This window comes from Arthrobacter sp. K4-10C, assembly GCF_059090085.1.
In genome coordinates this window covers 19,012-38,556 of sequence record NZ_JBNHFI010000003.1, presented here as the reverse complement: position 1 = coordinate 38,556, position 19,545 = coordinate 19,012, and the positions used below count along the sequence as shown (strand labels likewise).

The following is a 19,545-nucleotide window of genomic DNA, read 5'->3' as shown; positions in this document are numbered from 1 at the left end:
CCGATGCGAAAGGACTGGCCATGTACAACGGTCTCCTCGATGCTGGACACATCGATCTACCACCTTCATTCATCCTGGGCGCCGCGACAGCCGCCTACCAAATCGAAGGCGGCGCAAACGAAGGGGGACGCGGCCCGTCCATCTGGGATACCTTCAGCCACACGCCAGGAAAAACCGAGGACGGGGCAACGGGAGACGTCGCCGCGGACCACTATCACCGTGTCGACGAGGACCTCGGCCTGATGGACGCCCTCAACCTTGATGCCTACCGCTTCTCGATCTCGTGGTCCCGCGTCATGCCCACCGGCGAGGGGGAGGTAAACGCCGAAGGCCTGGGCTTCTACTCACGTCTCGTGGACAATCTGCTGGCGCGCGGCATCCAACCAATCGTGACGCTCAATCACTGGGACCTGCCTCAGGCACTGGAGGACAAGTACGGCGGTTGGCGTGGACGCGAGACCGCTTTCGCCTTCGAAAAGTACGCAGAGGTCATGGGCGAGGCGCTCGGTGACCGCGTCTTCATCTGGTCGACCCATAACGAGCCCTGGAATAACTCCTTCTCCGGCTACGGCAGCGGAGCGTTCGCGCCTGGTGGAACAAGCCACGAGGATGCGCTCATCGCTGCCCATCACCTCAACCTTTCCCATGGGCTTGCCGTCAAAGCCCTCCGGCGAACCATAACCCGGATTGACGCCCATATCTCGGTGGCACTCAACATCTTCCGTGTCCAGGCTGAAACACCAGAAGACGCAGAAGCTGCTCGCCTGTTCGACGCCGTGGCCAATCGCGTATTCACCGGGCCAATGCTCGACGGCGAATACCCCGCCGACCTTCTCGCCGACACCCGAAAATTTACGGACTGGAGTTTCGTCCAGCCCGGAGACTTGCAAATCAGTCACCAACCGATCGACCTCCTCGGCGTCAACTACTACGAAGTCATGCATGTGCGCCTAAACCCGGCTTTCGACCCCGTAACTGAAAAGGACGGCGGCACCGCATTCCCGGGTTCGGAAAGAATCGAATTCGTCCGACGCGGCGATCTTGAGCGGACCGGGATGGACTGGGGGATCGAACCCCAAGGCTTGGAAGACCACCTAGTCGCCCTTTCCGCTGAATATCCCAAGTTGCCGATCATGGTGATGGAAAATGGAGCAGCGTTTCCTGACGAAATTGTCTCGCTACAGGGCAGCCAAGCTGTCATTGACCTTGCTCGCACACGCTTCCTCATCGAACACCTCACGGCGACGGACCGCGCCCGTCAACGCGGAGCCAACATTGTTGGATACCTGGTTTGGTCGCTCTTGGACAACTTCGAATGGGCCGCCGGATACGGACCTCGGTTCGGGATTATCCACGTCGACTACGACACCCTCGAGCGGACCCCAAAACTCAGCTCCCACTGGTTCGCGCAACTCTGCGCGTCAAAAACCATCCCAACCCTGCGCGAGATGTCGGTCGACAGTCAGCACAATCAAAACCAGGCGCCGGCTCTTCAGGCTAAGGAATCACTCACAACCGGCGCGAGTTTGGACTAAAGGCGGCGTGACCTACGACGGCGGCAAACCACATCCCCAAGAAGTAGCCCGGTGACGTTCAACTGGCGGTCACACGCCTCACCCAGCAGACCGAGCAGGCAAGACTCTGCACAGTCTCCTATAACGGTCGACGCTCCCTTGACGGGACTGGCACGGGAACTCAAACCAGCGCGGCTCAAGCTGTCGCTTGCAGCGGTCGCCTACCTCGTGAAAGACAGCCCGGTATGGGTGCTGCCCGTGATCACATCGGCCGTAATCGACACCGTGATCGCAGGGGGCCCCGTCAAGGATCTCGTACTACTGGGCCTCATCGCGGTGGCATTGGTCGCTTTGAACTACCCCGCCAGCCAGACGTTCGTTCGGTTGGTCAGCGCTACTGTCCGCGACCTCGGCGTCTCCCTGCGGAACCAGCTGGCGCACCGGCTCCAGGCTCTGTCCATCGGATTCCATACAAGGTCTAGCTCGTCCGTCATGCAAACCAAGGTTGTTCGTGACGTCGAGAACGTCGAATTGATGCTTCAACAGGGCGCCAACCCGCTGCTCTCAGGTCTGGGCGTGATCTTGGGGGCAATAACGGTGCTCGCCCTTCAGGTGCCAGCCTTCCTGCTGTTGTTCGTGTTTGTTGTGCCGCTATCCGCCGTGCTCGTTCGCGGAGTGCGCAGCCGCTCAGACCAGAGGAATGAACTATTCCGCCGGGACATCGAAAGGTTCTCCTCGCAGGTAGGGGAGATGGCAACACTGCTGCCAATAACCCGGGCGCATGGCCTTGAAAAGGTGGCTACCCGACGGGTTCTCACCACAGCAAAGGCTGTGCGTGATTCCGGGTTCAGCCTTGACGTGCTCAACGGCCGGTTCAGCGCGCTTGCCTGGGGTTCCTTTCAAATGCTGTCCATAGCCTGCCTGATCGGTGCGGCACTGCTCTCCGTCAGCGGCATCCTACCGATCACCCCAGGACAAGTAGTACTGCTCAGTACCTACTTTGTGATGCTCATCAATTCAGTCGTTAACCTTCTCAACCTCGCCCCCTTACTCACAAAAGGGCGCGAGTCACTGCGGTCAATCGCCGAGGTGCTCCAGGACCCGGACATTGAGCGAAGCAGCGGCAAGCATCAGGTACGTCGTGTAGAGGGGCGCCTAACATTCGAACAGGTCGACTTTCGCTACCCCGAAGGAGAAGACCTCGCGATCAAAGGCCTCGACTTAGACATCAAGCCGGGTGAAACAATCGCTTTCGTGGGAAAGTCCGGATCGGGCAAATCTACGGTGCTGAATTTGACCCTCGGCTTTCTCCGACCAACCGGAGGGCGTCTCCTGCTGGATGGCACCGACATGGAAACACTCGACCTGCGCACCGTGCGTCGGCATATCTCCGTGGTGCCTCAGGAGTCCGTGCTGTTCTCCGGATCGATCAGGGAGAACATCGCCTACGGACTTGAACACGTCGATGACAAATCAATCCGGAAAGCACTTCAGGACGCGAACGCCCTGGACTTCGTTCAAGCGCTTCCAGACGGACTCGACACCTTGCTGGGACAACGTGGAGCCCGGCTATCCGGCGGACAGCGACAGCGAATTTCCATCGCGCGTGCCCTCATCAGGGATCCGCGGATTCTCCTGCTCGACGAAGCAACTAGCGCTCTCGACGGCGAGTCGGAGCGACTCGTCCAGAACGCGCTTGCTAACTTGCGACACGGACGGACCACGTTGATTGTTGCCCACAGACTCTCAACCATTCGCTCCGCGGACCGAATAGTTGTCCTCGACGGCGGCCGCATAGTCGAAACGGGGACTCACGAGGACCTTCTCGCAGCCCATGGCGCCTACGCGAAACTTCACTTCCTTCAAGTGAAGTGAAGGGGCAGCATGTCGGGGTCTTTAATCGCACCTGCTCAGCGCGACGCGGGTAGACATCATCATCCCGGTGCCGCATCGGGTTTTACGCCCATCTAAACTTGGAGACAGAAATGATTGACAGCACTGCAACGACTGGCTGGAGCGGACCATATATGTCGGTCGATGGTGCCCCGTTTCCCATCGTGGGGGCCGAAGTCCATAACTCGAGCTCCAGCACGGTCGATGCTATCAATGAATCATTTACAACGGTTCAGCGGCTGGGCGCCAATACCGTTCTTGCACCGGTAGCCTGGGACCTCTTCGAACCTGAGGAAGGCGTTTTCGACTTCGTGCTGATCGACGCCATGATCAATACCGCGTCGGCCCTCGGAATGCGGCTGATTCCGCTGTGGTTCGGTTCTTGGAAGAATGCCGTGTCAACCTACGTACCTCGTTGGGTCAAGACGAACCTTGATCGATTCCCCCGGGCCGTCATAAGCAACGGACGTAGGGTCGAGCATCTTTCGGTTTTCGGGCTCGAATCCTGCCAAGCCGACGCACGCGCTTTTGCCCAGCTGATGCGTCATATCGCGGCAGTGGACACCAACAACGTTGTCCTGGCAGTGCAGGTAGAGAACGAAATCGGACTTTTGGGAGACACACGCGACCGAGGTCAGCTTGCAGAAGCAGCCTTTGCTTCAGCCGTTCCCGCAAAGGTGGTGGAGGCTGTCGCCAGCGACCCGTCAATGCCGGTGCATCAAGAATGGCTGGATCACGGATCCTGCCGGAGCGGAACGTGGTCAGAGGTGTTCCCCGAGGGTGACCGCCGTGACGAAGCCTTCATGGCCGCCGCATTCGCGGCGTACGTTGGAAAGGTTGCAGCAGCCGGCGCCGCCGAGCACGATATACCCCTTTTCGTGAACGCATGGTTAGATGCCGACAGTGTCCTCGACGGCCCCATAGCCGTGGCGGGCGGAAAGCGGCCGGGGGACTATCCCAGCGGTGGTCCTGTCATGCCGGTGGCAGCCATCTGGGAAAGCCTTGCACCCCAACTGCACTTCCTTGCTGTTGACATGTACGTTGATGAAAGCGAGGAAGTCTTTGAGGCGTACCAGAGCCGCAGAGGTCGTCTTTTTATCCCGGAGTTGCGCGCGGACACCATAGGCATCGCCCAGATGTTCTCCGCTCTAGGAACACACCGGGCGCTCGGAGTCTCCCTGTTTGGGGTAGACAGCCTCGACCCTTCCGATCCGGACAACCTTCAGCTTGTGGACGCATATCACCTGCTCAAAGCTGCCGCACTCCTCATCCGTGAGAACCCCGAGGCCGCCGTCGAAGCATTCGTGCTCTCCGCGGCTCAGCCCGGAGCCCAGCTGCAACTCAGCAACGCCACAATCATGATCCATTCCAAAGATGAGTTGGGCACTGTCACCCCTGTTTACCCCGCGTACGGTGTCGCCATTGAAGACGGGGATGGGCTCTTTATAATTGGGCGAGGTTTTTGGATCACACTGGCCGCAAGTGAGCCCGAACAAGCCTCCTTCGCATCTGCCACCCAATACCGTCTCGACAACGGAAAACTGCGGCCGCTGCGGCACCTTAATGGCGACGAGACAGGCGGCGGAACGCTGATTTCCTTCCCGTTCGCCGGGGCGCCGTTGCTTCCGGGACGTATCATCCCGACCCGGATACCGGACGCAGGTATCACCCGGGTTTCCGTCTACAAATATTGACCGACAGCCGGGTGTCCCCTCCGGTGAAGACCAGGCCCGCTTTGCGGATTTGGACGTCTCCGGGACCGACCGAAAACCACGGTGACATAATCCCATTCGATCTGATTTCATCACTTTTGGAGGGCACGTTGCCTTACTCCCGCCCCTTGCATTTGGACATCAGCGTCAGCGACGCCAGAACCAGAGACGCAGCCTTGAATAGGGCCGTTCAAGAACTGATACCTGAGGCGCTCAGGAGAAGAACGGGTATTTCCGTCACCAGGCACAGCGAAACGACGTACCAAGTGGCGGTCGACCAATCTGTGCCGTGCGGAGAAGTCTACGAACGCCGCAGCTAGCGGCCCATGCTTATGCGGGGCCTGGTGCCCGGCGGAGCGCCTGGTGTACACAGCCGGGGATGCCGGAAAGTGTCTAGCCGCCGGCACACGGCTACCTCGGCGACCGATTTTGCACGCGGTTCTCGATCAGTAGCCAGCCGGGTTATTTTTCTGCCAGCGCCAGTGGTCCTTGCACATTTGGTCAACGGTTTTGGTGGCGGACCAGCTCAGATCGCCCAGTGCGGACGTGGCGTCGGCCCAAAAGGCGGGCAAGTCGCCCGCGCGGCGGCCGGTGATTTCGTAGGGGATGGGCTTGCCAACGGCCTTCTCGAAAGAATGCAGGACCTCGAGGACCGAGTACCCTTTGCCGGAGCCGAGGTTCCAGCGGAACACGCCGGTGCGGTCCGCGATGTAGTTCAGGGCAGCGACGTGCCCTTCCGCGAGATCCACCACGTGGATGTAGTCGCGCAGGCAGGTGCCGTCCGGGGTGTCGTAGTCACCGCCGAAGACCATCAGCTTCTCGCGCCGGCCCACGGCCACCTGCGCGATGAACGGCACCAGGTTGTTCGGGATGCCCTGCGGGTCCTCGCCAATCCGGCCTGAGGGGTGTGCACCCACCGGGTTGAAGTAGCGCAGCAGTGCTATGTGCCAGCGGGAGTCAGCCGAGCCGAGGTCGGAGAGGACGTCCTCAATCTGTTCCTTGGTGCGCCCGTAGGGGTTGTTGGCGCCGATCTCCATCTTCTCCACGTAGGGAATGGGGTTGTGCTCCCCGTAGACCGTAGCGGAGGAGCTGAAGACGACGGAGCGGACGTCATGCCTGTCCATGACGCGGATCAGATTCAAGGTGCCTACCAGGTTGTTGTAGTAGTACTTCAGGGGCTCCTGCACTGATTCCCCCACGGCCTTGAGGCCGGCGAAGTGAATGACGGCGTCGATACCTGCGCCGGCAAACACCTGCTCAACGGCGGCCTCGTCCACCAGGTCCACCTCATGGAACTCCGCGGCTTTGCCGCTCAGCTCGGCCACGCGGCGCAGCGATTCCTCGCTGGAGTTCACGAGGTTGTCGATGACGACCACGTCATGGCCGGCTTCCTGCAGCGAAAGAACAGCGTGGGAACCGATGTACCCGGCGCCGCCCGTTACCAAAATTTTCAAGAAGTTCCTGCCTCGATCGGCACCAGTACCAGAAGATCACATTATCTAACAAAATCTATCACGGATTCGTGTTGTTGTCCCGAAAGTTGTAGCGCTTCAGGCAACTCTTCGCGCAGCAGGTTTTGGGTCCTCATCAGTTATGACCTGGCGGCCGACATCATCGCCCACATGGGAGTAGCCACGACAAATCCCCGAACTTCGACGACCGAAGCCAAAAGACCTTTTGGGGCACTCCCCCTGCCCTAATTCAATCGCCGATAATGGATATTCCGTCAAGCTAGGGCGAGGAGCGGCGGGGGAGCGGACTATTCAGTCCTCCATGTCAGGCCGAGCATCCGGAAGGCGTCCTTGATCGCATCGCTGTCGTGGTGCAGTTCCTCGGGCCGGGCGTGCGTTAGCTTCGGGCCGACGAAAGGGTCGCCTGGCCGTTCGAAGATTGCCCAGAGCCTCAGGTCGTCGCCATGGCGGGACGCGAAGGTAACCCCATCGAGGACGGTTGTCTCGTAGATCCAAGCGGCGATTGACTGGGTCAACCGGCGCGGCCGAGCATCTTTTAGGGCTGCGGCGTCCAGGTCTAAGAGTCCGAGGCTGAGAGCCACTCCGATGAAGTGCGGATGGAGGACAGCGATGGACCGGGAGTCCGTCACGGCGCAGTAGGTGCCGGTAAGTTCGGCTGACGTCGCCGCGCGGGCGTCAAGCCATTCCCGGGGCACCTGCCCGGATACCAGTGTCGGGTGCAGCCCCGCATCTTCGTCATCCTCGACGATCTCGTCCAGCTCCATCGCTAGCCTCGCGTCACGGCGGAAGGCGGTGAGCACCTCGAGCAGGCATGCCCTCAGGCTTGAGCCGGCGTAGACGGTCCGGAAGTTTCCGTGCAGGTCATCCCACCGGCCGGGGAACCTGCCATCGGTTGCCCACTCCCAGCCACTCCACGCCCAAGGATCCGGGCGGAAACCAATGCGCCATACCCGAGTGTTAACAGCGGCTGTTGCCAGTTGTTGCTCGTAAACCACCCGTCAGCCTGCTGCCGCGAATGCCCTGGCAGCGGCAAGGACCGCCTGTGCCGCGTCGTCGACCTGGCCTTCGCGCAGTAGTCGCGCTGGCGGCACATCGTCCAGTTGGGGGTTCATTCCCTGGAACCAGGCTTGGACCACGGACCGGGAGTCCCGCTCAGCCAACAGAGCTGCGACGTGGTAGGCATGACGCAGCCGGGTCATGACCTCGGCTGACGGTTTCCGCTCACCGTCGGCCCACTGACGCACGGCCCGGGTTTCCTTGACCGAGCCGATGTACGCAACGAGCTTCGCCCCCAGGATGTCCCGCAGATCCCGAACCAGTTCAGGCTCGGAAAGCCGAATGGAATCCTGGTGCGCTTTGAGCCCTCCACGGGCTCCTGCAACGGCTGTCATGCTTTCATGGTGCCATGAACAGCAGTATGTTTCAACGGTCCAATCACACCCGGGATCACAGGTCGGAACGCCGGTAATGGCGTTGTGGTCAAGTGGCGTCGAGTTATGTCCTGGGGAACGGAAGCGATAGCAAGGGCCCTTTCGTGCCCCGGTCGCGGATACTCGGAGGTCGTCTCGCCGTAGACTCGCGACGGATAGTCATCTGACACGCGAACTCAAGGGCCCACGGGTGCGCGGCTGATGCTAGCCGCCAGATCACGCATCATCACTTTCGCCCTAAGTCCTAAGGTTCTCATGACCCGGCGGCACCCGCCGATTCGTGCGTTGGCGTCAGAATAGTGCGAAATTCCGCTTTATTGACGGTGGCTCATGATGTTCTCAGAACCCACCCTGACAGTCGAGCGGAAGGAAACCGGGTGGGGTAGCTCAAGAATCGTGGAAGCAGTCCAAAGAATCCACACTTTGATGAAGCCCGTTTGGGGCAGGGGTGGCTATGTCACCTGGCGTGACGGGGCGGGCCCTCGGAGAACAATCAGGAACTCCGCCCACAGGCAAAATCCTCCCTTGTCAGGCGGCTTTGACGTCAGGTTGGGGTGTAGTTCAATCGGGATATGAGGTTCCGCCGGACTGCGCCTGTTTCCGGAAAGGGCGAACTTTAAAGGTGTCCGCGAATCACTTGTGCCGTTGCTGGCCTTGGCCGGGCATGGGATCGCCCTCGACCAGAGTTTCGGTCGAGGGCGATCCCCGAAGTGCGGGGGCGTTATGTGGTCACGAGGGCAGGAGAAAGGACGCCTACGGCTTGGAATCCTTCGTCTGGATCCCGCCGTGTGGAGCATCGAAGAGCAGGTGCTCGCCTTCCAGCACTTCGGGGTCTGCCGGTGCGACGGTGGCACGCGGGCCCTTGCTGCCGGTCTCGGGGAGCGTGAAGTAGACGATGAGGGCGAGCGTGACAATGGCGATCATGTAGTACGCAACGAACATGGGCTGTCCGGCGCCGACGAATGCAGCGGCGATAAGTGGTGCGGTGCCACCGAAGACGGCAATGACGATCTGGTGTGCGAAGCCGATGCCTGCTACCCGTACTGAGGCCGGGAACAGCTCGGCCTGGATTGTCGGGTAAACGGCCTGCCAAATTCCGAGAACTACCCACCCGGATGCCGACACCAGAACGTATACCCAGAAGCCTGGCTGGTTCAGCAGCAGGAGCAAGGGGTAGAAGAGCACGATCATGCCGATGGCGCCGATGATGGGGAAGATCTTGCGTCGGCCGAGGCGGTCCGAAAGGTATCCACAGACCGGCACGATGATCACGAGCAAGGCCAGCCCGATAACGCTTCCGGCAAGTGTGGAGGACAGGTCCCGGCCGGTGGTCAGCTTGGCGTAGGTGGGGAGGAAAGTGGCCCAGGTGTAGTAGGCCACGGCCGGGGCAGAGAGTGCCGCTGCCTGGAGCAGAGCCTTCGGGTGTTCGCGGAGCAGGTCTTTCAGGCGCGCCCAGGCGGACTTTTGATCGACGAGGGCAGCTGCCTCAAATTCAGGGGTCTCATCCGAGCGGGCCCGCAGGATGAGACCGGCGACGCCGAGGACGCCGCCCACAACGAAGGGGATGCGCCAACCCCAGGCTGCGAGTTCGGCGGGAGCAAAGGATGATGTCACGATCGCGGCCGAACCGGTCGCTGCGAGGGTCGCGAGGCCGCTTGCCATGTTGGAGAACGAGCCGAACAGGCCCCTCCGGTTCGCGGGAGCGTGTTCGACCATGAACGCGATGGCGCTCTGCTGCTCGGTGCCGGCCGAGATTCCCTGGAGGATGCGTGCAACCAGAAAGAGAACAGGTGCTGCGTAGCCGATCGTCGCGAATGAAGGGGTGAGGCCGATGATCAGAGAGCCGAGCGCCATCCCGGAGATGGACAGCGTCAGGATGAGCCGGCGGCCGTAGCGGTCGGCCAGCGGCGAAATGATGATTCCGCTGAGCGGGCGTACAACAAAACCGACCGCGTAGGTGAGCAGCGCTGCGACAAGGGACGCGAACGGATTCTCGCTTGGGAATATCTGTGACGCGAACACCGCTGCCAGCAGCCCGTAGATGTACCAGTCGTACCACTCCACAAAGTGGCCGATCGTGCCTGCCACCATGTTGACGGAGCGCCGGGGCGGCTCCGGCACTTCCGGAAGGCCCGAGCTGTCGAGCGCGTCTTTTGAGGTCTTCATTGAACTCTCCATACTTTCACGTTGCTGATGAGGAAGGGTTACGGGTCGAGCCGGGGGCGATCGGTGCTCCGGCTGCTCACCGGAACTAATAAGATCGGTTGCTGAGATCGGTTGCAGAGATCGGTTGCAACAAACACTACGGGCGACAAACGAGGCTTGTCAACGTTTTTTGTGAGCCGCGTCGCAGCTTCTGGCCTTGCCGCTTCTGGGGGAGGGGAACCGCTTTGTGCTCTGGAGGCAGACGTGCTGCCTCGGCCGGATTAGGAGTGGTGTGGCCCGTTCATGCTGGGAGCTGTAAGAGCGGCCGGCGTAGAACTGGCCGAACTGAGCTGGTCTGCTGGTTCAGTCATTACCCCTCCGCCGGAAGGGGTGTCTCGTTGTTGTAGTCCACGAACCGGGCTCCGGACCACGCGCATTCCAAGCTCCCGTAGACGGACCAGTATTCCTCCCAATGGGAAAGTTTCCACTGGTCCCGTTCCAGGCCGCGGCGGGCAATCCGGTCCCGCAGAAGGTCCTGGGGGACCCTCACCCGCACTACCGTGGTCTCAGACGGTGGCCAATGGAACTTTTCTGCCGCACGCGTCAGAAAATCCGGTTCGTCGAAGTAGGCTCCGAAAGGGGCATCGAGCACGACGGACCGGCCCAGGCGCAGGTTGGCCCCGGCCACGTCCATGAGTGTCTCGTACTCGAGGGGAAGCAGGTTGTCGCGATAGTAGTCGTTGGACTCCCGGTCGGTGGGGTCGTGTCCGGTCGCCTTCAGCGCGAACTCGACAAAGCGTCCGCAGACCCGGTCCTTGTCCAGGTATGCCGCGTTGTGTTCTTTTGCTGTTTTCTGCGCGACCGTCGTTTTCCCTGAGCCGGCCGGGCCAATAATAATAAAGACGCTGGGGACTGTCATCGGCGGGCCTCTGCCACAGCTGACAGGAACTCCTCCGCGGCTGTGGTGACACGGGTAAAGTCGCCGTCCGGCTGCCATGCTTTGGTCACGTAGCTGCCGACGCCGACACCTGCTACGCCCGCCGCGAACCATTCGCCGACGTTCTCTACGGTTACCCCGCCTGCCGGCATGATCGGCAGATGGGCAAGCGGGGCGAGCACGGACTTGGCATAGGGGATGCCGCCAGCCTCGGTGGGGAAGAGCTTGAGGATGTCAGCGCCCGCCTCGGCGGAGTTAACAAGCTCAGTGGGTGTGTAGGCCCCGCTGATGGTGGGTATCTGGTACCGGTTTGCTGTCCGGAGCATTGCCGGGTTCAGCTGGGGACTGACGAGGAATTCAGCCCCGGCGCGGATGCACTCGTAGGCCGAGTGCTCGTCCAGCACCGTTCCGGCTCCGATCGCTACTCCATTCGAGCTATGCCTGGTCGAAAGCCGGCGGATTACATCGACGGCTCCAGGGATCGAGAGTGTGATTTCAAGGGCGCGGAAGCCTCCGGCGATGGCAGCTTCGGCAACACGTTCTGCGACCTCAGCGTTCTCGAGGCGGACGATGAGGACGGCGCCTGATGCGTCGATGGTCTGCAGGGTGCGAAGTTTCTTGTACATGGCTGGCCTTTCTCGGGGCCCAGGCGTGTTGATGCTCGTTGTTACCTGGGCCACTGTTGAAGTGTCGTTGACAAACTCTCCCACCATCCATACTGTTATTGCAACCGATCTCAGCAATCGATCTCATACTTAGCAAAGGGGCTGGCAGATGAGTGGACCACGCACGATTATTCTTGGTGCTTCTCATTGGCATGTTCCGCTCTATACGCGGGCGATCGGTGAAATGCACCAGGTCGTCGGTGTCAGTGACGAGGACATGACCCTCGTGCAGGGGCTTGCCGATGGCTGGGGAGCTCCGGTGGAAGCTGACTGGCGGAAGCTCGTTGACCTTCCCGATATTGGGCTGGCCTACGTTTTTGGCCCCCATAGCGGGATGGCCGAGAAGTGTCATGCCCTGATCGAGCGTGGTATTCCGTTCGTGGTGGAAAAGCCGCTGGGAACGTCCCTTGCCGAACTTACTGCGGTGCGCAAAGCCGCCGATGCAGCCGGTGTGCCCGCTACCGTCCCGCTGATCCAGCGGGGCGGTCCCGCCGATCGGTGGCTCGCCAAGGCTGGCAGGCCAACGTATCAGCGGACCTCTTTTATTGCCGGACCGCCCTCCCGCTATGTCGATAACGGCAATCCGTGGATGCTGGACCCGGCCAAGGCGGGCGGAGGATGCCTGGCGAACCTGGGTCCACACTTCGTGGACCTGTTCCTGCAGGGCTGTGACGAGACCTCGGTTCGTGTGCAGTCCCGGCTTTCGTCAACGTTGCACGGCGGAGATGTGGAGGACCACGCCAGTCTCATCCTCACTACGCCGGAGGGACGGGAAGCCATCGTGGAGGTTGGCTACGCATTCCCGGGTTCGCCGTTGAAGCGTTACTGCAGCTACACGTCTGTTGGTGAGGCAGGATACGCCTCGGTTAACTCGGATGGTTCTGCTACGTTCACCGCAGCCGATGGGACCACGGAGAGCGCCAGGATCGACGTGGACAGCGACCCTCTCTACGATCCGTTCGTGCGGCGGGTCGCCCAGACGCTGGAAGATGGATTCCAGGGCTTGCCTAAACTGGCCCAGCTCGAAGACGTCATGCGCCCCATTTGGCAGGCCTATGACGACCAGCACGGAGGAAGAGAACATGCCTGATCTGAGTATCGACGTCGTTGCGAAGGCCGCCGGTGTCCACCGGTCCACGGTCTCCCGGGCATTCTCCCGCCCGGAAGCGGTGAAAAGTGAAACCCGCGAGCACATCCTCAGGGTAGCCGAGGGGCTGGGCTACACAATGAGTCCACTCGCCCAGGCGCTTCGCAGAAAGACCAGCACCTTCATCCCGCTGATCGTCCCTGACATCACCAACCCGTTCTTTGCAGAACTTGCCAAGACGATGACGCAGGCGGCTGACGAGCGCGGCTACCAGCTGCTGCTCTGCGTCACCAATGGTGACCCTGCCAAGACCGACGGGTACTTCACCGCCATGCAGGCCATGTATGCCCCCTTCGGGATCGTCGCGCCTTCCACGAAGGTCGATACCGAGGCGCTGAAACGCTTCGCTTTTGGCCACAAGGTGGTGGTGATCGACCGGGTGGAAGGCGACGATGCGGTCCCAACTGTCACCGTGGACAGCCGCCGCGGAATCATGCTCGCGCTGGACCACCTGCATTCTCTGGGGCACACGTCGATCGGCTACGTTTCCGGCATCGCCGGAACGTACACCGCCCAGGACCGGATGGACGCGTATCTGGAGCTGTCCGCTGAGAGCGGCAGCGCACCTGTGGTGCTGGACAGCGGGTCGGATCTCGATGCCGGCACGCGCGGGGCCGAACATTTCCTCGAGATGGAGAATCCGCCAACGGCCATCATCGCGGCAAATGACATGGTGGCATTTGCGGTAATCTCGGCCCTCGGCAAAAGCGGCGTGCGCGTACCGGAGGACGTGTCGGTCATCGGTTTCGACGGTCTGGCTTTGGGGGCGCGGTTCAACCCGGCCTTGACGACCATCCGGCAGCCCATCGCCGATATGGGACACATCGCCATCGAACTGGCTGAGAAGCAGAACGCGGACGGCTCCGTGGACCACATCGTCCTCGAACCTGAACTTCTGGTCCGTGGCTCCACCTCGGGACCGCGCAAATGACAGCGCAGACTAGCGGCGCCCCGACAGGAACACTGCGGCGGCTGCCGGGGGTCCAGCATACGGACCACGTCGGCCTGACCGTCCCCAACCTCGAGGAGGGTATCCGGTTCTTCGTCGACGTGCTCGGGGCGGAGGAACTGTACCGCTCTGAACGCGGGCCCGACGAAGCATTCATGCCCACAAACTTCGACGTCCCGGCAGATGCGAAACTCACGCTAGCCATGCTGCGCCTGCCCCCGAACCTCAATATTGAGCTATTTGAGTGGAGCAGCGCTGAGCGGCGCGAAACCCCGCCACGGCATTGCGATGCCGGCGGACACCATCTGTGCTTCGTCGTGGACGACGTCGACGAAGCGATCGCCGTGCTCCAGGAAACACCTGGGGTGCGGGTGCTCGGTGAGCGTAAAGAAGTCGCGGGTGACAGCCCGCGCGTAGCCGGCAACCGCTGGACCTACTTCCTCACCCCCTGGGGCCTGCTGATGGAGATCGTCGACCGGTCCCGCGTCGCAGCCCCACCCCGGCTGGTCGGTCCTGCGGACTGGGCAGCGGCTCCAAACACTTCCAGAAAGGACAACCAATGATGCGGCTTGCGGGTCACACACTCGGAACCCCGGACCACACGGTTCCCCAGGCACTAGCGCTCTTCAAAGCCGCCGGCCTCGACGCCGCGGAAGTCATCTACCAGGACGACTACCTTTCAGGGTTGCCTCTGGGAGACCGGCGCGCCGCGATGGAGGCATTGAAGGCTGCGGACAGCGAAGGCGTGCCGATCGTAGGCCTTACGCCATACACCACAGCTATCAACTCACTCGATGACGTGGAGTGGCGCGGCGCGGTCGATGAATTCCGCGGTGCCATTGAAACCGCGCACATGGTCGGGGCTGACCGGGTTCGTGTCTACGCCGGAGCGTGGCATGCCGGAGACTCCGACCATGCCCGGCGGTGGGCAAAACTCGTGGATGCACTGCAGACCCTTGCACCTGAAGCTGAACAGGCAGGTGTGCGGCTGTGTGTGGAGAACCACTTCGGCACAATGACCCAGTCCGCAGCAGAAACCGCAGCCCTGGTCCGCGAAATCGCCCACCCGGCCATTCGCGTTCTGTACGATCAGGCGAACCTGACTTTCACCCACGACGAAAAGTTCGAACAGGCCCTCGCCGTCCAAGGCGACCTGATTGGCCACGTGCACGTGAAGGACCTTGTCTTCACCGATCCCAACGCCGCCTTCCGCGCAACCGAAACAGCGCGCGTCAACGCTTCGGAGCGGGCAGTACGATCCCGCGTCGTGGGAAGCGGCGTCGTTCCCTGGCCCCAAATTCTCGCCGGGTTGGTGCAGCACGGCTACGACGACGTGCTCAGCATCGAACTTGAATACCGCTGGCACCGGCAAGACCTTCCCAAGCCGGAGGACGGATTCAGGGAATCAGCCGACGTCCTGCGCGCCATGCTCTCTGATCCCGCTCATGTAAGGAACGCCCGATGAACACCAACCGCCTCCGCGTCGGCGTCATCGGCGCCGGAAACATCGCAACCATTGCCCAATTGCCCACACTCGTCCAACGCGAAGACGTTGAGCTGGCCGCCCTGGTGTCCCGCCGTGAGGACCCGGGCAGCCTGGTCCGGCGCTGGGGGTTCGGCGCCGCCTACAAGTCGGTCGAGGACATGCTGGATGCGCAGGATCTGGATGCCGTCTTCGTCCTCACACCCCGGTCCGAACACGCCCACGCGGTCCAGCTGTGCCTAAACAATGACGTCGATGTGTTCTGCGAAAAGCCCCTGGCCCCGGCCACCGAGGAGGCAGAACGTTTGGCGGACCTGGCCGACGAGCGCGGCCGCATCCTGATGGTCGACTTCAACCGCCGCTATGCACCCGTCTACACCGCCGGCCGTGAGCTGTTTGGCACGAAAGGCGCTACCTTCTGCGTGGCCCAAAAGAACCGCCCGGGATCCGAATACCGCGCCACGTTCGAGAACGCCATCCACATGGTCGACCTGCTCCGCTGGTACTGCGGCGGCGAACCCGTGGACGTGGCCGCACACGCAGCCGGTGATGACCCTTGGGAAGAAGACGGCGTCGCAGCCATGATCCGCTTCAGCACCGGCAACACCGGAGTGCTCATGGCAGCCAGGACAGCAGGAGCCTGGAATGAAAAACTCGACGCCTACGGCGATGGCAAGACCGTGGAAGTCAGGGCACCGGAAACCGTCTCGACCACTGTCCAGGGAGTCACCACCTCACGGGAGCTCAGCGCCGAGGCCTACGGCTGGGCAACGGCCACCGACACTCTCGGATTCTCCGCCGCCGTCCATCATTTCCTGGACCGGGTCGCCGACAGGGCCCAGCCACTGACCTCCGGCCGCGAAGCCGTCCATACACAGCGGCTGCTCGACCGGATCCTCGCCGCCTCCGGACTGCCCACAGAAGAACAAGAAGGCCGGCAATGGGCAAGCCACGCCACCAGCGCGAACAACAGCTAGTCAGCACCGGCACGTACGCCACCCTGGACCGGGGGATTGCAGACAACAGGCTTCAACAGTGCGGCAGAAGGTCGGGCACGGAGCGACGCCCACTGAAGCAGCGGCGCCCGGAGCCACGGCACAGCCTTTGGGAAACACCTCAAGTAAGGACCTAGAAAGATGAAACGAGCAGACCAAGTCGTTCTGGTGACCGGATCAAGCGGCGGAATCGGCGATGCAGTCGTCAGCGCACTCACAGCCGAAGGGGCCCTCGTCATAGGTGCCGACCGTGGCCCGAAGGAGGGCCAGGAACTGGCCGGCTTCTTGTCATCGAAGTCGTCCAGGTCCGCGTGGCTCCCGATATCTTGCAGGATAGGCTGCGCAAGCGAGGCCTCGAGCGCGACCCTGTCAAGCTCGCACAGTGGGACGAGTACTGGGCTGAGCACGGCGACCAACTCTGCTCCTGGACAGATGTTCCAGTGACGGAGCTGGGTGCACCGCGCAAACGGGCGAACCCGATGATCAGCGGAACGACGACGCTCATCGCGCACCTGGGATATCCCACGCACACGTTCAAGTCGTCTCTGATCTGCAACCCATGGTTTGAAACGCACGCGATCGATGCAGTCGTCGTCCCCATGGGGATCAAACCGGAGGACTACCCCGACTTCTTCCGCTCCGTCTTCACGCTAACCAACATCCGAGGTGCGCTTGTCACAATGCCGCACAAGGTGGTCACCATGAACCTCGTCGACGAGGTCAGCCCAACTGCCCAGATCGCCGGTGCCACCAATGCCGTCCTCAGGCGAGATGACGGATCACTGTTGGCCGAGCAGTTCGACGGAGCAGGCTTCGTCCGCGGCGCCCTGCGCAAAGGATTCGACCCTCACGGTAAGCGGGCCCTGGTCGTCGGCAACGGCGGCGTGGGCTCGCCGATCGCCGCCTCACTGGCCGGCCTCGGACTTGCCGGCATCGGCTTGTTCGACCCCGATACAGGTGCCTCCGACGCGCTCGCCCAGCGCATCAGCGCGCACTACCCTGACGTACAGATCGCCATGGGGTCCAAAGATCCCGAGGGCTACGACCTGATCGTCAACGCCACCCCGCTCGGCATGAGGGACGGTGACCCCATGCCTGTCGACATCGACCGGATCACGCCCGGCTCCTATGTCGGGGACGTCGTGCTGAAGGCCGGAATGACCCCATTCCTGCAGGCCGCCAAGCAGAAGGGATGCACAGTTCAGGTGGGCAGCGACATGCTGTTCGAGATGATCCCCGCTTACCTCGAGTTCTTCGGATTCGGCACTGCGACAGCCGAAGAACTGCGCACAACAGCGCAACTGCCCTTATGAAGAAAGGCCTCTGTGACGAGGAGGTGGTTGTGAGTCGACCCAAGGCATCCCTCAACCGATAAAGATCCTTTGCGGCATGACCGCTCGAAGCCGGCCTCGGGTGGCCACCCCGATAATGGTGGCTTACTCGGTTCGGGCGATCGTCCTAATTTGCATTTCTCGGAGAGGGCACGCGCCGCTCTCACGCGCTGGTATCAGAATAGAGCGAAATTCCGCTTCCCTGACAGTGGCTCCATGATGTTCTCAGATTCCACCCTGACAGTCGCTGGAAGTTCGAAAACACGGAAAAGTCCATGGAGTTGCATATCTTATGAAGTCCATTTCGGGCATGGGCGGCCATGTCACCTGATGTAACTGGTCGGACGTCGGAGAACAACCCAGGGCTCCACCCCACAGGCCGAGTCCTCCCACGTCAGGCCGCTCCGACGTCAGGTTTGGGTGTGCCCTTAATGGATGCGCCGTGTCTTTTGGAATTCGGGCAGTGGTTACCATGAAGGGCCACGGCTGCCTGGTCGCAGATATGAAACAACCGCCAATGAGTAATGCCCCCACCATAAGGGGGGGCATCACTTGTGTTCGTTGTGGTGGGGGTTGTTGCTAGCTGGTCAGGAGGGTGATGAGGCGTATGGATGAGGCGATGATGGCGATGAGGCCGATGGCTGCGAAGAGGTTCTGCCACCATTTGTTGCGGAGGTCACCCATGACGGCGGTTTTGTTGGCCATGATGACGATCAGAACTCCGAGCAGGGGTGCGATGAGGACAGTAAGGGACTGGGCGATGACGATCAGTCCCACGGGTGAGGACTGGAATGACAGGGTGATGATCAGGCCGAAGGCCAGGATCATTCCGGTGACGATGCGGGCGGCGGGTGATCCGGCTTTGGCGCCGCGGCCGATGGCGTCCGAGAGCATGGTTCCGCCTGCGGTGGCGTTGGCGATCATGGATGAGAACGCTGCTCCGGAGAGGCCGAGGGCGAAGAGCATGGCTCCTACGGGGCCGGCCAGCGGGGTGAAGACGGAGGCGAGGGCGTTGATGGTGCCGGCTTCGGCTCCGGTCCTGCCGAGGACGGCGGCGGCGACCATGATGACCAGTGCGGTCATGATGCCGGGGGCGACGATGCCGGGGATGGTGTCGACGAGGGTGATGTCGCGGTAGTCATCGCGGGTGCGGCGGTGTTCTTTGATGCCGTAGGAGGTGTAGAAGGCGGCGTTGATGGAGAAGTTGGTACCTACGAGGGCCACGATGAGGAGTTCGCTGCCGGGAGGCAGCTGCGGGGCCATGCCGGCCATGGTCCGGTACCAGTCAGGCTGGGCGACGACGGTGCTGGCGATGAAGGCGATGCCCATCAGGACAACGATTACCAGGAGTGCTTTTTCGACGATGCCGTAGACGTTCTTGAAAGCCAGCACGATCGCGACGGCGATGGTGCAGACGACGGTCCATAGGACCGGGGAGCCGCCGAAGATCAGTGACAGGCCAAGGCCTGACCCGACGGCGTTGCCGACAGAGAACATGAGGGTGATCCCGAAGACGCCGAACCCTGCGAGGATACCGACCCATTTGCCCAGGTGTTCCTTGATCGAGGAGATCAAGGAGACGGGGGTGGTGATGCCGAGCCGGACGCTCATGTCCGTGAAGAAGATCATCAGGATCGTTGAGACGGCGATGACCCAGACGAGGCTGTAGTCGAACCGGCTTCCGGCCTGCACGGCGGTGGTGAGGTTCCCGGGTCCGAACTGCCAGGCTCCGACCACGAAAGCCGGGCCCATCAGGGCAAGGTATTGCAGGAAGGTCCGGTGCTTCTTCGCGGCCGCGGGGGCCTGGTTTCCTTGCTGGGCTGCCATCTGCTCTTCCATGGTTTCCTGGTGTGCGATGGTCTTATTCTGCTG

General features: G+C 61.7%; 16 protein-coding genes and 1 pseudogene. 10 read left to right on the top strand and 7 right to left on the bottom strand.

Features of this window, described 5'->3' with window-relative positions; all coding sequences use genetic code 11:
* Positions 1 to 20 precede the first annotated feature (20 nt).
* The 3 genes from AC5RUU_RS04705 (at position 21) to AC5RUU_RS04695 (ending at position 5,101) form a co-directional block, all read left to right on the top strand.
* Positions 21 to 1,535 carry a GH1 family beta-glucosidase gene (locus AC5RUU_RS04705; RefSeq protein ID WP_493974058.1) on the top strand — a complete coding sequence of 505 codons (1,515 nt, stop codon included), beginning with the start codon at positions 21 to 23 and terminating at the stop codon, positions 1,533 to 1,535.
* A gap of 138 nt (positions 1,536 to 1,673) precedes the next feature.
* Complete coding sequence (locus AC5RUU_RS04700) at positions 1,674 to 3,389, top strand: ABC transporter ATP-binding protein (protein ID WP_493974057.1); 1,716 nt, start codon at positions 1,674 to 1,676, stop codon at positions 3,387 to 3,389.
* A 110-nt stretch (positions 3,390 to 3,499) separates the two neighbouring features.
* The gene (locus AC5RUU_RS04695; RefSeq protein WP_493974056.1) at positions 3,500 to 5,101 is read left to right on the top strand and encodes a DUF5597 domain-containing protein; all 1,602 of its coding nucleotides are present in this window, start codon (positions 3,500 to 3,502) and stop codon (positions 5,099 to 5,101) included.
* A 464-nt stretch (positions 5,102 to 5,565) separates the two neighbouring features.
* On the opposite strand, the gene galE is transcribed toward AC5RUU_RS04695, so the two are convergent.
* The 6 genes from galE to AC5RUU_RS04665 form a co-directional block, all read right to left on the bottom strand.
* Positions 5,566 to 6,573: a UDP-glucose 4-epimerase GalE gene (gene galE / locus AC5RUU_RS04690; RefSeq protein ID WP_493974055.1), complete on the bottom strand. Its 1,008-nt coding sequence runs from the start codon at positions 6,571 to 6,573 to the stop codon at positions 5,566 to 5,568.
* A gap of 305 nt (positions 6,574 to 6,878) precedes the next feature.
* Positions 6,879 to 7,586, bottom strand: coding sequence for an RES domain-containing protein (locus tag AC5RUU_RS04685; RefSeq protein WP_493974054.1), 708 nt, complete (start codon positions 7,584 to 7,586; stop codon positions 6,879 to 6,881).
* Positions 7,587 to 7,589: 3 nt separating this feature from the next.
* The gene (locus tag AC5RUU_RS04680) at positions 7,590 to 7,982 is read right to left on the bottom strand and encodes a hypothetical protein (protein ID WP_174177549.1); all 393 of its coding nucleotides are present in this window, start codon (positions 7,980 to 7,982) and stop codon (positions 7,590 to 7,592) included.
* Between the two features lie 792 nt (positions 7,983 to 8,774).
* Positions 8,775 to 10,187 (bottom strand): MFS transporter, encoded by a 1,413-nt coding sequence (locus AC5RUU_RS04675; RefSeq protein WP_493974053.1) that lies wholly within the window; start codon positions 10,185 to 10,187, stop codon positions 8,775 to 8,777.
* 349 nt (positions 10,188 to 10,536) lie between these two features.
* Entirely contained in the window at positions 10,537 to 11,085 is a 549-nt protein-coding gene (locus tag AC5RUU_RS04670; protein WP_493974052.1) for a P-loop nucleotide/nucleoside kinase family protein, read from the bottom strand.
* Positions 11,082 to 11,729: a bifunctional 4-hydroxy-2-oxoglutarate aldolase/2-dehydro-3-deoxy-phosphogluconate aldolase gene (locus AC5RUU_RS04665; RefSeq protein ID WP_493974051.1), complete on the bottom strand. Its 648-nt coding sequence runs from the start codon at positions 11,727 to 11,729 to the stop codon at positions 11,082 to 11,084. The genes AC5RUU_RS04670 and AC5RUU_RS04665 overlap by 4 nt, the downstream gene beginning before the upstream one ends.
* A 148-nt stretch (positions 11,730 to 11,877) precedes the next feature.
* On the opposite strand from AC5RUU_RS04665, the gene AC5RUU_RS04660 reads away from it, so the two are divergent.
* The 7 genes and pseudogenes from AC5RUU_RS04660 (at position 11,878) to AC5RUU_RS04630 (ending at position 17,655) form a co-directional block, all read left to right on the top strand.
* Complete coding sequence (locus tag AC5RUU_RS04660; RefSeq protein WP_493974050.1) at positions 11,878 to 12,858, top strand: Gfo/Idh/MocA family protein; 981 nt, start codon at positions 11,878 to 11,880, stop codon at positions 12,856 to 12,858.
* Entirely contained in the window at positions 12,851 to 13,846 is a 996-nt protein-coding gene (locus tag AC5RUU_RS04655; RefSeq protein ID WP_493974049.1) for a LacI family DNA-binding transcriptional regulator, read from the top strand. The genes AC5RUU_RS04660 and AC5RUU_RS04655 overlap by 8 nt, the downstream gene beginning before the upstream one ends.
* A complete protein-coding gene (locus AC5RUU_RS04650; protein ID WP_493974048.1) occupies positions 13,843 to 14,427 on the top strand; it encodes a VOC family protein in 585 nt (194 codons plus the stop codon). The genes AC5RUU_RS04655 and AC5RUU_RS04650 overlap by 4 nt, the downstream gene beginning before the upstream one ends.
* Positions 14,424 to 15,329 (top strand): sugar phosphate isomerase/epimerase family protein, encoded by a 906-nt coding sequence (locus AC5RUU_RS04645; RefSeq protein ID WP_493974047.1) that lies wholly within the window; start codon positions 14,424 to 14,426, stop codon positions 15,327 to 15,329. The genes AC5RUU_RS04650 and AC5RUU_RS04645 overlap by 4 nt, the downstream gene beginning before the upstream one ends.
* A complete protein-coding gene (locus tag AC5RUU_RS04640; protein WP_493974046.1) occupies positions 15,326 to 16,324 on the top strand; it encodes a Gfo/Idh/MocA family protein in 999 nt (332 codons plus the stop codon). Before AC5RUU_RS04645 ends, AC5RUU_RS04640 begins: the two co-directional genes overlap by 4 nt.
* 159 nt (positions 16,325 to 16,483) lie before the next feature.
* Positions 16,484 to 16,636 (top strand): annotated as a pseudogene (locus tag AC5RUU_RS04635) (SDR family NAD(P)-dependent oxidoreductase); the annotation flags it as partial.
* Between the two features lie 17 nt (positions 16,637 to 16,653).
* On the top strand, positions 16,654 to 17,655 hold the full coding sequence (locus AC5RUU_RS04630; protein WP_493974045.1) for a shikimate dehydrogenase family protein: 1,002 nt from the start codon (positions 16,654 to 16,656) through the stop codon (positions 17,653 to 17,655).
* Positions 17,656 to 18,252: 597 nt separating this feature from the next.
* Here AC5RUU_RS04630 and AC5RUU_RS04625 read toward each other — a convergent pair.
* Entirely contained in the window at positions 18,253 to 19,500 is a 1,248-nt protein-coding gene (locus AC5RUU_RS04625) for an Nramp family divalent metal transporter (RefSeq protein ID WP_493974325.1), read from the bottom strand.
* Between the last annotated feature and the right edge of the window lie 45 nt (positions 19,501 to 19,545).

Excerpts from the sequence above, each read along its gene's own strand:
- AC5RUU_RS04695 (WP_493974056.1), top strand. The coding sequence starts at position 3,500 with ATGATTGACAGCACTGCAACGACTGGCTGGAGCGGACCATATATGTCG.
- AC5RUU_RS04680 (WP_174177549.1), bottom strand. The coding sequence starts at position 7,982 with ATGACAGCCGTTGCAGGAGCCCGTGGAGGGCTCAAAGCGCACCAGGAT.
- AC5RUU_RS04645 (WP_493974047.1), top strand. The coding sequence starts at position 14,424 with ATGATGCGGCTTGCGGGTCACACACTCGGAACCCCGGACCACACGGTT.
- AC5RUU_RS04665 (WP_493974051.1), bottom strand. The coding sequence starts at position 11,729 with ATGTACAAGAAACTTCGCACCCTGCAGACCATCGACGCATCAGGCGCC.
- AC5RUU_RS04655 (WP_493974049.1), top strand. The coding sequence starts at position 12,851 with ATGCCTGATCTGAGTATCGACGTCGTTGCGAAGGCCGCCGGTGTCCAC.
- AC5RUU_RS04625 (WP_493974325.1), bottom strand. The coding sequence starts at position 19,500 with ATGGCAGCCCAGCAAGGAAACCAGGCCCCCGCGGCCGCGAAGAAGCAC.
- AC5RUU_RS04650 (WP_493974048.1), top strand. The coding sequence starts at position 13,843 with ATGACAGCGCAGACTAGCGGCGCCCCGACAGGAACACTGCGGCGGCTG.
- AC5RUU_RS04705 (WP_493974058.1), top strand. The coding sequence starts at position 21 with ATGTACAACGGTCTCCTCGATGCTGGACACATCGATCTACCACCTTCA.
- AC5RUU_RS04640 (WP_493974046.1), top strand. The coding sequence starts at position 15,326 with ATGAACACCAACCGCCTCCGCGTCGGCGTCATCGGCGCCGGAAACATC.
- AC5RUU_RS04670 (WP_493974052.1), bottom strand. The coding sequence starts at position 11,085 with ATGACAGTCCCCAGCGTCTTTATTATTATTGGCCCGGCCGGCTCAGGG.
- AC5RUU_RS04660 (WP_493974050.1), top strand. The coding sequence starts at position 11,878 with ATGAGTGGACCACGCACGATTATTCTTGGTGCTTCTCATTGGCATGTT.
- AC5RUU_RS04675 (WP_493974053.1), bottom strand. The coding sequence starts at position 10,187 with ATGAAGACCTCAAAAGACGCGCTCGACAGCTCGGGCCTTCCGGAAGTG.